The following is a 14,175-nucleotide window of genomic DNA, read 5'->3' as shown; positions in this document are numbered from 1 at the left end:
AGATTTTATATGGGATATTATGTCTTTAGTAAAAGCTTTGCATTTTGAATTAGTGTCGCCAGAAATGTGTTTTTTCTCTGGTACAGTTAAGTCTGTTCAATTGCCTTCTGAGTCTGGTTATATGACAGTTCTCATAGGTCATGATTATACTTTGACTACAATAAGGGCTGGAATTATTAAGGTAGGTCTTAATTTTGAAGATTGTCATCAGTATGTAATAATTGATGGTATTTGCGATATAATGCCGTATCGCTGTACAGTTTTAAGTGAGAATATTTTGTTGATGGATGAAACTTGTCTTCAAGAATTAGATAATCGTATCAATAAAGCTCGTTCTTCTCTTGATAACATCTTTGACGTGGATCAAAGATCTCAGATGCAACAATTATTATTAGATTTATCCTATTTGCGTAGTCAAATTACGTAGATTTTATTCTTGTAAGGTATTATAGATGGATAATATTATAGTCAATAACCCGTTTCTATGTCCTTATTTCGATTTATATGAGAATAATTTTAGCTTATAATTTAACTTGCGGTTATAGATTAGTAACTTACTTATAAAAACATCATTCTTAAATATTTTATTACGTGTTAAACACAAAATTTACATTGTCTTTCCGTCTAATACTTTTACAAAAAATAATATAAAAATATATCTTTTGTCATTTAAAAATAAAACTAGCATAATGGTACGGATGGTCGGAATCGAACCGACACTTTGTCACCAAAAACGGATTTTGAATCCGTCGCGTCTACCAGTTCCGCCACACCCGCGCACATTTTTTAAATCATCCCATATAAGCATAAATTTTTTTTAAAAACAACAAGTACTATATTACAAAATAATTTTCGTTGTAGATCATTTTTGCGATCTTTACAATAATTTGTATATCTTTATTAAATTAATTATATTTGATGATTAGATAAGTTAATTATTTTGTCAGGGAAATAAATATGGATATAAAGTTAAATTAAAACATTAACTTATTAACATTTTATATCTCGATTTTTTGTGATTAGATGAAAGTGTAGAAATTATCTTTATTACTATGAATTGTTTTTGGATTATATAATAAAAGAAAGAGATTCTTAATGGCAAATGTAGTGGTAGTCGGATTGCAGTGGGGTGATGAGGGCAAAGGAAAGATTGTGGACTGGCTTTCAGATAATTCTGATGTGATTGTGAGATTTCAAGGAGGAAATAATGCTGGTCATACTTTAAAAATAAATGATGTTATTTATAAATTATCTCTTCTTCCTTCTGGAATAGTGCGTCCTGATAAGATATCTATTATAGGCAGTGGTGTGGTAATAGATCCGCATTATTTTGTATATGAAATCGAAAGTTTATCAAATCAAGGAATTTGTGTTACTCCTAATAATTTACGTATTGCCAATAATGCATCCCTAATATTATCTGTACATAGAGATCTTGATATGTTGCGAGAAAACATGCTTTCTTGTCATGGAACTCATATAGGAACAACGCAAAGAGGTATCGGTCCAGCTTATGAGGATAGAGTTGGAAGACGTGCTATTCGAGTGATGGATCTCACCGATATAGATAATATTTCAGAAAAAATTGAACGATTATTATTGCATCATAATGCATTAAGACTTTCTTTTGGTGAAAAAGAAGTGTTGTGTAAAACGATATTGGAAGAATTAATGTATGCAAGAGACAAAATTCTTCCTTTTATGGATGTTGTTTGGTCTTTTCTTGAGCGTAAATTTCGTAAAGGAGCGCGTATTCTTTTTGAAGGAGCGCAAGGTTTTTTATTGGATAATGATTATGGCACCTATCCTTTTGTTACATCATCAAATACAATGTCTGCACAGGCGGCTATTGGATCTGGAGTTGCTCCTGATTCTATAGGGTATGTTCTTGGTGTTGTAAAAGCTTATACAACACGCGTTGGTGAGGGGCCTTTTCCTACTGAATTAAAAGATGAAGTTGGTGATTTTTTAAAAAAAGTTGGAAAAGAATTTGGTACAGTAACTAATCGACAACGTCGTTGTGGTTGGTTGGATTTAGTATCAATACGTCGTTCTGTTATTATTAATGGTGTTAAAGGTATAGCATTGACAAAACTTGACGTTCTAGATGGTCTTGATGAATTGAAAATTTGTATAGGATATCAGATAGATGGTTGTGAAGTAAATTTTTTGCCAGATGATTCTATATGTCATACTCATTTTGAGCCTATATATATGATGTTAGAGGGATGGAAGCAGTCTACTGTTGGAATTCGTATTTTTTCTGATCTTCCTGAAAAAGCAAAGAGTTACATAAGAAAAATAGAGGAGGTATTGGAAGTGCCTGTAGCTTTGTTATCCGTTGGTCCAGAAAGAGAAAATACTATGATTATCTCTAACCCATTCGATAATTATACTCTTTAGTATTTATTTATTTTGTATTTGATACATTAAGATAGTAGAAATGTGATAAATGGTGGATTTTGTATTAGTAATTCAGCGTGCTGTTGATAATTTGCCTGAGAATACTCCTGAAATGCGTTTTCATATATATGAACGCGCTCGGCAGTCAGTATCTCGTCGCTTAGAATCCATTACTCCCCGTCCTCCTAAAGAGATATTAGAACGTCAATTTAATAAGTTAGAGACAGCAATTATACAAGTAGAAGAACAAAATAAAAAATTATCTTGTTCTGTAAATGATAATAAGGGTTTAGTAATCTCTAAAAAAAATGATTCTACTTGTAAGAAGAATGTTTTTATTAAATCTCGTTTAATAACCAATTCTTCTTCTTTGAATGATAATAAAAATGAGCAGACATCTTCAATTTTGTCTTCTAAAGTGAAAAATGAAGTGGGAACTATTCTTTCATCAAAACATTTTTCTTGTAGATTAAGAGATATTTTGAGTTTTCCAGTCAATGCACAACAAAGATATAACCCATCGATTTTCCCGTTTACGGCTATTGAACATGATAAAAGTTGTTTTAGAAGGGCTAATTTATTAGGAAGGTTTTCTTCTTCATCTAATTCAATTTTTTCTTCAGTACAGAATTATTTTATTAATATAAAACGTAAATTGCCATATTTTTACTCGGGAATATCAGAACGTAATTTTTTCAAATATTTTATATTTTTGATTGTATTAATAATTATGACAATGGGATTATCATATTTTTTGATAAAGACTAAAGTTAGTGTCACTAACTTTTTAAGTAGAAAATCATTAAATAAAGATATTTATGACAATAAAAATGTTTTATCAAATATTCGCCCTAAAATCACACGTAGATTATTAGAGGACGGTTCTGAAGTTGATATGGGTCCTTCTACTGTTTCGGCGGATAGTTCGTCTAATATTAGTAATATTATGTTTAAAAACCACATAGATAAAAATGAAGTTATTACACCTCCATTAGAGAGAAAAAAAATAGAAGAAGTAAGTTCTCTTACAGGGGAAAGTAAGGTTTTTATAAATAAAGGTAAAGGTAGATCTTCAGTTTTATCAGGTAAAATACTATGGTCCTTACAACAAGAACAACCCCAAGGAGCGAAAGGCTTGATTGTTAAGGGGTATATTCCTATAATCAATAACGCATTTTCGGCATCTTTTATTCTAAAATGTAATCATGATATATCTTTATCTGTTACTCATATAATGGAGATAGATTTTTCTTTTCCTCAAGGAAGCCAAGACTCTGTCGTAGACTTGCGACAAATCTCTATGAGAAGGACAGAAAATAGTCCAAGTGTTTTTATAGATTCTAATATTTTTATGATTTCCAAGAATTCTTATTTGATTTCTTTAAAGTCTTCTGCAGAAGACTTCTTTAAAAATTCTAAAATTCTAGAAGAATCTCTATTAATAGATATTCCTATTACTTATCGTAGTGGTCAGAAAGTAATATTGACTATAGATAAAGGACAAGTAGGTACAGATATCTTCAAAGCTGCAATCATGCAGTGGGAAAATAGATTTAAAAAATAGGTTTTTTTTATCATAAAATGACTATTGTAATATCTTATTATTACTGATTTTATTTTTTCTCTATATTGGTTTTTATAGTGGATGATGGACAAGATAACGCTGTTTGTTTTTGTATTTCTTCTTTTATTTTTTCAAAAGCACGTGCCTCTATTTGTCGTACGCGTTCACGACTTACTTCAAACTCTGATGATAAATGTTCAAGTGTAATAGGATTTTCTTTTAGACGTCTCGCTTCAAAAATTCTTCTTTCTCGAGTATTTAATATAGACATAGAACGCATTAGCATATTACGACGATTTTTAAGTTCTTCTTTTTCGATAAGTACTTGTTCTTGTCCATCGTGATCATATACAAGCCAATCCTGCCATTGGCTAGATTCTTTATCTGAAGAATTTATAAGAGCATTTAGAGATTCATCACCAGATAAACGACAGTTCATGGCAATTACCTCTGATTCTGAAACATTAAGTTTATTAGCAATAGCAACAACTTGTTCTGGCTTTAAGTTTGTATCAGTTGTTTCTTGTAACTGTCCTTTCAAACGTCGCAAATTAAAGAAAAGACGTTTTTGATTGGCTGTAGTCCCTATTTTTACTAATGACCATGAGCGCAAAATATATTCTTGCATTGCAGCTTTTATCCACCACATTCCATATGTAGCAAGACGAAAACCACGTTCTGGATCAAATTTTTTAACTGCTTGCATCAGACCTACGTTACCTTCAGAAATTACTTCGCTAATAGGTAATCCATAGCCTCTATAACCCATTGCAACTTTTACAACAAGACGGAGGTGGCTTGTTACTAACCTATGGGCAGCATTTAAATCGTTATGTTCGTGATATCTTTTAGCAAGCATATATTCTTCTTGTTTTTCCAGCATAGGAATTTTTTGTATCTCGCGAATATAGCGACTGAGTCCAATTTCACCATCTGTTATTATAGTCATGTTTCTTCGGTTCATGAGACTATTTGCCTTTTTTATGTAAAGTATTCTTTATTTTTCACTAATATCATGATTGATATCTATAGAATACACTTTTTATAAAATAATATTATCTTTATTTGACTAGAAAATTAATTTTTTATAAGAATAAAAAAGATTATAGATAAAACATCTTATTTTTTGTGCAATTCGCGGATCACAGTTAACATATCTTCAGGAATAGGTGCTTTAAAGCTCATAACCTGATTTTTAGAAGGATGATCAAAAGATAGATGATACGCATGTAATGCTTGTCTTGCAAGTGATAAAATGGCATTTTTTACATTTTGGTTAACGATATTTTCTTTTGTTTTAAACCCTTTTCCATATAAAATATCACCAATTAGTGGATTTCCTTTATAAGCCATATGCACACGAATTTGATGTGTTCTACCTGTTTCTAAGCGACATTCTAACAATGATGCTGCAAAATTAGAATTTTTATTATAGGTTTCAACTATTTTATAATGAGTTATAGCTTTATCTGCTGTTTTATCATCTGTTCTTTTTACAGCACGTCGTATTCGATTTGATTTGCATCGTCCTAGAGGAGCATTAATGATTCCAGAATCTGGGGATGGTATTCCCCATACCATTGCATAATAAGAACGTTTTAATCCCATGTTTTTCCCGTGATCAGCAAACTGTTCTGAAAGTTTTTGATGCGCAAGATCGTTTTTTGCAATCACCATTACTCCTGTCGTATCTTTATCTAGTCTATGAACAATACCAGGACGCTTTATTCCATTTATACTAGAAAGATTATTATTACAGTGATAAAGAAGAGCATTGACTAAAGTTCCCGTCCAATTACCAGGTGCGGGATGTGATACAAGACCTGCTGGTTTATTTATAACAACTATATCATTATCTTCATATAATATATCAAGAGGGATATTTTCTTGATCCATATTCAATTTTTGTGCTTCAGGAACATTAACAAAGAAACTATCCCCAGGAACAACTTTTCTACTTGGATCTGTGGAAACTATTCCATTAATGCTTATATATCCATTTAGTATGAGCGTTTTAACATAAGATCTTGAAAATTTTTTTTCTACATTAACAGATAACCATCTATCTATTCTTCCTACTGCTGAACTATTAGCTAGTAATGAAATTTTCATGGGGATATTATTGTTCAATATTAGTGGCATTTTTTTATGTTTAATTTAATTTACTATGATTCAATATATGATTATTTTAATAACCTGACATATAATTAAATACCGATTGATGATTTTAATGATTTCGTGAGATTTAATTACAACCTAATATTAGAAGATGATTTTCATATAAAAGTACTACTTACTCACACTAGAGTTATCTTCATAATTTTAATTTCAATCAGGACTTCTTGTAGATTTATTTAATCGTTATCTATCATATACTCAGCACGGTACACGCCATTATTTTATAAATCAATATTATCATGAAAAAATATCTGAACATTTTTTTTGTATGCTGAGATAATCTGGTGAGATAGTGTATCTTTCTCTTATTATTTTCCAACACTCATGTTTTTTTTCAATGTAAAAAAGATTGTAAGATGCTTGCGGTTTGTCGGTATTTATTTTTTGAGAAGCTGATGCTATTCCTACAACAGGTATCAATTTTTTATAGCTATTCATCCAATAGAGGCTATTAAGATGTGTATGACCGTGAAGTATTAATTCTGCTCCTTCATCCCAAATCATCTTTTTAAATCTTTTAATGCCAAACATACGATTGCATACAGATATCGTACCTAAAATAGGGGGATGGTGCATCATAATAACACGGAACAGACCTTCTTTTTTTGCTTTTCGTAAAAGTTTAGATGTGTCATCAGCTTGTTCTTGTCCAAAGTATCCATTAGCAGTAAAAGGTGGGGTAGCTATTGCTGTTGAACATCCAATTAAAGCAATGTTATCGCGTATGCGTAAATAAGGAAATAATTTTTTCTTTTTGGAATCTGATAAACAAGAATCGCTTGTTATATAGTTTTTCCATTCACTCAAAGATCTTTCTTGTGATCCTATTACATAAACATCATGGTTTCCTGGAACAATTGATATATCATGAGGTTTACCAATGCTTTTTAGCCAATGGGTAGCGGCAGATATTTCTCTTTTACATGTAAAATTTACAATGTCTCCTGTAATTGAAATATGATCAACTTTATGTAATAAAATATCATTAATTAACATTATAGCAGTTGAATTAGAGAAGTATCTTTTCCTATTAAAGTGCCAATTTGCTAATCCGACAAGTCGTTTGGGGGATAATTCTGAAAAAGTTGGGGGATAGCTCAGATGAATATCCGATATATGTGCTAGTACAAACATAGTCATAGTATAACGTTTTGTGATCTTCGGTAAATAGTTATAATTTATAAAAAAATATATTATTAAAACATTATTTTTTTTGCTGATTTATGAAAAAATTGGGATTGATTGAAGTTATATAAAAAATTGATCTCATTGGAGTAAGGTAATGTCTTTGATGACATATGTTAAGTATATAGTAGTTGAAAAAGACGAAGAAAATATGCGTCTTGATCGTTGGTTTAAGAATCATTATCCGCATATTAATTTTGTAAATCTCCAAAAAATCTTAAGATCTGGTCAGATAAGATTGGATAAAAAGCGTGTTAAATCTAATGATCGAATTCAATCTGGACAAGTAATACGAATTCCACCCATTGTTAATTCTATAAATTATATATCAAAAGAAACAAAAGAATATGATTTGTCTATTAATAAATCGACACATTCGGATTTTTTAAAAAGCATTTTATTATATAAAGATAGCGAAATTTATGTATTCAATAAACCCGCAGGAATATCTGTTCAAGGAGGATCTGGCATTGTAAATCATATTGATGGTTTTTTGCAATCTTGGACAGATTATAGAGGTCAAAAACCACGTCTTATTCATAGATTAGATCGAGAAACTTCTGGCATATTAGTAGTAGCTCGTACTCGTACTGCAGCTCAAATCCTTACGGAAGCTTTTCGAATGCGTAAGATTCAGAAAATATATTGGTCACTTGTCTGGGGAATTCCTAAAGATAAAAAAAAATGTGTTTCCAATTGGTTATTAAAAAAAAGTAACCCTGGAGGAGATTGTGTACGTGTAGTAGAAAAAAATGAGAAGGGAGCTAATTATGCAATTTCTTATTTTAGAGTCATGGATTGTTTTGCGCAAAAGTTTTGCTGGTTGGAAATGCAGCCTTATACAGGGCGTACACATCAATTGCGTGTTCATGCACTTCATATAGGTTATCCAATTGTAGGAGATAAAAAGTATTCCATTAATTCTAAAAGAGATTTTATTGGTAATATCCAAAATAAATTATATCTTCATGCTCGTTATATAGATTTACCTCATCCCGCAGGAGGTAGATTGCGAATAACAGCACCATTACCTGCACATATGGTTGAAACATGGGATGATTTTTGTTTTCAATATAATCAAGAGTTATGTGTCCAACGTTTATGATCTGTATGGATGTTGAATGTTTGAGCAACATTACTTAATAGGTAAGTTTGGCATTAAACATTAATTCTAACATAAAGATTGGCAATATATTTCTTTCTTGATATTTGGAACTTTTACTTATCCGCGATATGTATTTGATATTTTAATAATTTTTTTCTAAGTTTAGATTGGGTCTTGTTCTTCTTAGTAATCGATTTATTTTTTGATATGTCGTTCTATTATTGAACTTAAAGGTTACAAATTGTGCTACTTCTTAACTACGAAAAAATTATTGATCGTACTAACCAGTGAAAAAATAGATCAGTTTTAATTAAATAAAACAAATGACATTACAAATTAATTCCATCCAATTATTAATTATTTATAAACGGGCAATTTAAATCTCCTTCTGGACATGTAAGGTAATATTTTAGTCGCTCGTTTCGTTTAATGATATGATCATGCAGACAATTCGCATAAACCATTGGCACAGATGATCCTTTTTTGAATCCAAAAGAAGCAAAATTGCATTCAGAATCACTGTATTGTTTCCATACATTTTGTGATTTTTCAAATAATTCTTTTTGATGATCTTTAATCTTGCTTAGAACTTTCTCATACATTACCTTCAGTTCTTCTTTTGCAATATTATAAGTATTTTCTGCATCATTATTCATTTCTTTTTGATTTAAAATTTTTTCACTACCAAAGGCCATTGATTGAAATGCTATGGTAATAGTAATTAAAAATATAGTTTTTTTAAACATTTGCATTACTTGTGAAAATAAATATTAAAAAATTTCTAATTATTTAATGTTTAGGATAGTAGTAAATTTATTATACAACCTACTATGATTTTTTATTTCATGTTCTATAAAAACAAATAATATTATTGGGCAATATATATTATTAATTTTACTCATAACTATCATTATAAGTTCTTAACTATTTGATTATTAGTTTACTAGAAATTTTATAAAGGGAACTCCTTAAGCGTAGTAAAATTATTATTTCAATAGAATTTCTGTTATTTTTACATTCAATAATACGATATTATATTTGGTTTTTATAGGATAATTATATCATTTTGAGATGAATTTTTCAGAAAAAACATTTCTTTTTCCAACATGATCTGCCTTGCTTATTAATCCTTCTTGTTCCATACGTTCAACTAACAATGCAGCGCGATTATATCCAATTTGTAGTCGACGTTGTATAAAAGAAGTTGAACAACGTTGATTATCTATTACGAGATCTACTGCTTTTTCGTATAGATCGGAACGCTCTTTTTTTGCATCAGAATCAAAATTATTTTTGTTCTTATCAGCGTTGGCGGTAACAGTATTAAGATATTCAGGACTTCCTTGCTTTTTTAAATGTTGAACAATTTTTTCAATTTCAATTTCAGATACTAGAGGGCCGTGTACGCGCTGGATACGTCCTCCTCCTGACATGTAAAGCATATCTCCTTGTCCAAGAAGTTGTTCAGCACCATGCTCTCCTAATATTGTGCGACTATCAATCTTTGAAGTTACTTGAAAAGAAATTCTTATTGGGAAATTTGCTTTAATTGTACCAGTGATCACATCTACTGAAGGTCTTTGTGTAGCCATAATTAAGTGGATGCCTGCGGCTCTTGCCATTTGTGCTAACCTTTGAATTGCTCCTTCAATTTCTTTTCCAGCAACCATCATCAAATCTGCCATCTCATCAACTATAATGACAATATAAGGCATAGGTTTAATATGATCGTTTTCTTGTAATTTTGGGGTATTCATTTTAGAAATACGTTCATTGTAGCTTTTAATATTACGCACAGAAAGCTGAGACATTTTTAGATATCGATCTTCCATCTCACGTACTGCCCATTTCAATGCCAGTACAGCTTTTTTAGAATCTGTAACAACAGGAGTAAGAAGATGAGGGATGCCATCATAAACTGATAATTCTAACATTTTAGGATCTACCATTATCATTCGACATTCATCAGGATGTAGACGATATAGCAAAGAAATAATCATTGTATTGATAGCAACGGATTTTCCAGATCCAGTAGTTCCTGCGACAAGTATATGAGGCATATTCGCTAGATCGGCTATGACAGATTCTCCGCCGATTGTTTTTCCAAGGCATAAAGGTAGATTAGCTTTAGAATTTGAGAAAGATTCAGATTCGATTATTTGACGAAGGTAAAGAGTTTCTCTAGTCTCATTTGGAAGTTCAATTCCTATGGCATTACGCTTAGGGATAACCGCAACACGAGCAGATAAAGAATACATAGAACGCGCGATGTCATCTGCTAATGATATAACTCTAGAGGACTTGATGCCTGGCGCTGGTTCAAATTCATATAAGGTTACTACAGGGCCAGGATTTGCATTGATAATTTCTCCTTTAATTCCGAATTCTTCTAAGATGTTTTCTAGAAATCCAGCGTTTTTTTTCAAATATTCAGGAGTTATTTTTTGCAAGTTCATATTCGAGTGTGTATGCAGAAAAGATGAACATGGTTGTTCATATTGTCCTTGTCTGGCAGCAACTTTTTTTGAAGTTTTCTGAAAAATATCATCAGTATTTTCTTTATAATATGAAGATAGATTATGGAGAGTTTTGATAGGATATTCCTCTTTTTTATAACTTATACTATCGTTATAATAATGATTATTCTTTGTTTTTTGATTATAGAAGTCATCTTGTTTTTTAAACATATGTGGAATGATCTCTGCATTATTTGATTCATTGCTTTGAGATAATATATGTTGCTGATTATCATTTAATGATAGAATAGAATTAGATGACGTGTATAATCCTTCAAAAAAAGCAAAATCTGATAGCCAAGAAATTATTTCAGGATTTGTATTTAGGATATCTTTTGCCATCTCTGATTTTATTACATCTTTTGAAGATAATATAATGTTCTCTTTTTTAACCTCTTCATCAGGATAAGATAAGTTTTCTTGTACAAGATGTAACTTGCAAGACTTATTTTCTGGATTGGGTTTATCTTCAATAACATTTCTTCTCATCATAAATTCGCTTTTTAAATGAGCTAGAGAGCTAGTAGAGTTAAGAGATTCCTCAGTAGATTTTTTTTGAATATAAGCATCAATAGAACTTTTTCCATTTGATTTTTTTGATGCATGACTATTACGATATCTATTGAGATCATTTTCAGGTGTACGTGTAAAACGTACGTTAGGACTAAGTAGAAATGCCTCGTGCCATTGCGGAAGGAAAGATTTTAGATCATCTTTCTTATCATCTAGCCAATTCGGTTTGTTTTTATTTGAAAATTTCATGTTTGCCACTACGGTTAATTTTCTCTTACCAGATAACAATAGTAAAAATCAGTTAATAATTTACTTCCGAAATGAAATATAATTATTTAAATTTATAACACTTTATGGTCTATATTATTTTGGGAAAAGTAACTTTCATGTATGAAAGATTGATGTTTATTTTCCTTAAAATTCATTTTCAATGGATTTTAAGGAATAAAAAAATTATTAAGCAAAGTATCTATAAACAACATTTTTATTACATATTATTTCTATTGATAGAATAATTAGAAATTAGAGATAAGAAGAAAGTAATTTATCGGTAGTATTCCGAAATATACAAAAATCGCATTATGTTTTTAGGTAACAATGAAAAATATAATCAAATATTATCTCAAAAATAAAATTTTTATATTGATATGTAGTAGATACGATAGATTGGTACTAAGTTAAGATGGTTTGATGATAAATTTATTAATCAAGGAACTTTATCAATGATACTATCAATTTTGTTCCCGAACAAGTTAAGGAATTGTTTGTACATCAATGGTTGATTTTATTTATTAGCAATGTTTTGTATGAATTTTCCGTACAATATTTTTTTGTTCTTATAGAGATTATTAAATAAATTCGGTAGGAAAAATATGTTTCAGTCTTTTGATGTTCAATCATCTTCCCGCAAAACATTTGAAAGAGTCCACAATCTTCGATGTTATTTTGATTCATTGGATATAGATGCATTTCTTGTTCCTCGTGCAGATGAATATAGGGGCGAGTTTGTAGATAAAGGTTCTGAAAGGCTTGCTTGGATTTCTGGTTTTACGGGATCATCAGGGATAGCTATTATATTGCGCGAAGAAGCTTTTATTTTTATAGATGGACGTTACATCATTCAAGTAGAGCAAGAAGTAGATACTAAATTATTTACGATAAAGAATATTGCTGTTGAATCTCTTTATAACTGGATATCATCACATGGTTCAGCAGGACTTCGTTTAGGATTGGATTCACGCTTACATTCGCCTTTTGAAGTAGGTTTGATACAAAAATCATTAGATAAAATAGGGGGGATAATAGTTGATTTTCCATATAATCCCATTGATTCTTTATGGAAAGATCGTCCTCATCCATTATATCGTAAGATTGAAATGCAAGTTATGGAATATGCAGGGGTGAAGTCTAAAGAAAAGATACGTGATATTTGTAAGATTCTTCATAAAAAGAAAGTAACAGCAGTTGTTATATGTGATCCTTCTTCTATTGCTTGGATTTTTAATATTCGTGGTTTTGATGTTCAGTGTTCACCATATCCATTATCTAGAGCTATAATTTATGATAATGGCAAAGCTGAAATTTTTTTCTGTAAACAGTATATTAATGAAGAATTGAAAGCATCACTATATGATGTAGCTGTTGTATTAGATATTGATATGATTGATTCACATCTTATTTCTTTATCTCGAACAAATATGCCTATTTTTATAGATCCTAAATGGATTCCTTACAGACTTTTCAAGATTATTGTTCAAGAAAATGGTGTGATAGTCGAAGGTTCGGATCCATCTTCTTTGTTACGTGCTATTAAAAACAAAGTTGAAATTAAAGGTATGAAAGATGCGCATATTCAAGATGGCGTTGCGATGGTTTATTTTCTTTTTTGGTTTGATCGTCATAATTTGGAGAAAATTAGTGAAATTGATATTGTTAATAAATTAGAAAGTTGCCGCGAAGAAATAGGTTGTAAGATGTACAATCCTCTTCGTGACATTGCGTTTAATACGATAGCTGCTTCTGGTTTACATGCCGCTATTATCCATTACCATGTAACTACAAAAAGTAATCGTTTATTGCAAAAAGGTGAATTATTGTTATTAGATTCAGGTGCGCAATACGTAAATGGAACTACTGATATTACAAGAACAATAGCTATTGGTAATGTAGATTATGAAAAGAAGTACTATTTTACATTGGTATTAAAAGGCATGATATCTGTTTCCACTGTAATATTTCCTCAGGGGACAAGGGGATGTGATCTTGATATTCTGGCACGTATTTTTCTATGGGAAGCAGGTGCGGATTTTGCCCATGGAGTTGGGCATGGTATTGGCTCTTTTTTACCTGTTCATGAAGGACCTCAAGGAATTTCTAAAATGAATCAAGAACCTCTTCGAGAGGGTATGATTATTTCGAATGAACCTGGTTACTATAGGCGTGATGATTTTGGCATTCGTATTGAGAATGTTCTTTGTGTTACTTCTTTAGTAAGAACTAATGAGGAGGAACTTCCTATGATTGGATTCGACACTATTACTCTTTGTCCTATAAATCGAGATCTAATACTTGTTGAACTTCTCACTAGCAAAGAGAAAAAGTGGCTCAACGATTACCATAGACTTGTTTATACTGCTCTCTCTCCATTAATAGATGATAAAGAAATTTCGTCTTGGTTATTTTCTGTTACTTTACCAATTTAATGAATATTT

10 protein-coding genes and 1 tRNA gene are annotated in these 14,175 nt (G+C 30.7%); 5 read left to right on the top strand and 6 right to left on the bottom strand.

Annotated features, from left to right (window positions below):
* The first annotated feature begins 19 nt into the window (after window positions 1-19).
* Window positions 20-427 (top strand): F0F1 ATP synthase subunit epsilon, encoded by a 408-nt coding sequence (locus GY664_RS03155; RefSeq protein ID WP_333948015.1) that lies wholly within the window; start codon window positions 20-22, stop codon window positions 425-427.
* A 263-nt stretch (window positions 428-690) separates the two neighbouring features.
* Here GY664_RS03155 and GY664_RS03150 read toward each other — a convergent pair.
* Window positions 691-777, bottom strand: a tRNA-Leu gene (locus GY664_RS03150).
* Window positions 778-1,095: 318 nt separating this feature from the next.
* On the opposite strand from GY664_RS03150, the gene GY664_RS03145 reads away from it, so the two are divergent.
* Together GY664_RS03145 and GY664_RS03140 are read left to right on the top strand one after the other, a co-directional pair.
* Window positions 1,096-2,403, top strand: a complete 1,308-nt coding sequence (locus GY664_RS03145; protein ID WP_333948014.1) for an adenylosuccinate synthase — start codon at window positions 1,096-1,098, stop codon at window positions 2,401-2,403.
* 49 nt (window positions 2,404-2,452) lie between these two features.
* Entirely contained in the window at window positions 2,453-3,967 is a 1,515-nt protein-coding gene (locus tag GY664_RS03140) for a hypothetical protein (protein ID WP_333948012.1), read from the top strand.
* Between the two features lie 49 nt (window positions 3,968-4,016).
* Here the strand turns inward: GY664_RS03140 and rpoH are convergent, their stop codons facing one another.
* From rpoH to GY664_RS03125, 3 genes are all read right to left on the bottom strand, one after another.
* Window positions 4,017-4,931, bottom strand: coding sequence for an RNA polymerase sigma factor RpoH (gene rpoH, locus GY664_RS03135; RefSeq protein ID WP_333948011.1), 915 nt, complete (start codon window positions 4,929-4,931; stop codon window positions 4,017-4,019).
* 155 nt (window positions 4,932-5,086) lie between these two features.
* Complete coding sequence (locus tag GY664_RS03130) at window positions 5,087-6,079, bottom strand: RluA family pseudouridine synthase (protein ID WP_333948010.1); 993 nt, start codon at window positions 6,077-6,079, stop codon at window positions 5,087-5,089.
* Between the two features lie 303 nt (window positions 6,080-6,382).
* Entirely contained in the window at window positions 6,383-7,285 is a 903-nt protein-coding gene (locus GY664_RS03125; protein ID WP_333948009.1) for a metallophosphoesterase family protein, read from the bottom strand.
* A 151-nt stretch (window positions 7,286-7,436) separates the two neighbouring features.
* Between GY664_RS03125 and GY664_RS03120 the strand changes: the two genes are divergently transcribed.
* Window positions 7,437-8,435: an RluA family pseudouridine synthase gene (locus tag GY664_RS03120; protein WP_333948035.1), complete on the top strand. Its 999-nt coding sequence runs from the start codon at window positions 7,437-7,439 to the stop codon at window positions 8,433-8,435.
* A 353-nt stretch (window positions 8,436-8,788) separates the two neighbouring features.
* Here GY664_RS03120 and GY664_RS03115 read toward each other — a convergent pair whose 3' ends face one another.
* Both GY664_RS03115 and GY664_RS03110 read right to left on the bottom strand, forming a co-directional pair.
* The gene (locus GY664_RS03115) at window positions 8,789-9,181 is read right to left on the bottom strand and encodes a lysozyme inhibitor LprI family protein (RefSeq protein ID WP_333948008.1); all 393 of its coding nucleotides are present in this window, start codon (window positions 9,179-9,181) and stop codon (window positions 8,789-8,791) included.
* A gap of 315 nt (window positions 9,182-9,496) precedes the next feature.
* Window positions 9,497-11,713, bottom strand: a complete 2,217-nt coding sequence (locus GY664_RS03110; protein ID WP_333948034.1) for a DNA translocase FtsK — start codon at window positions 11,711-11,713, stop codon at window positions 9,497-9,499.
* 623 nt (window positions 11,714-12,336) lie between these two features.
* On the opposite strand from GY664_RS03110, the gene GY664_RS03105 reads away from it, so the two are divergent.
* On the top strand, window positions 12,337-14,166 hold the full coding sequence (locus GY664_RS03105; RefSeq protein WP_333948007.1) for an aminopeptidase P family protein: 1,830 nt from the start codon (window positions 12,337-12,339) through the stop codon (window positions 14,164-14,166).
* Window positions 14,167-14,175 lie beyond the last annotated feature (9 nt).

It is taken from the genome of Candidatus Liberibacter brunswickensis (assembly GCF_036858155.1).
Lineage (GTDB): Bacteria > Pseudomonadota > Alphaproteobacteria > Rhizobiales > Rhizobiaceae > Liberibacter > Liberibacter brunswickensis.
Note: the sequence above shows the minus strand (reverse complement) of the source record. Positions and strands in the feature narration are given on the sequence as shown.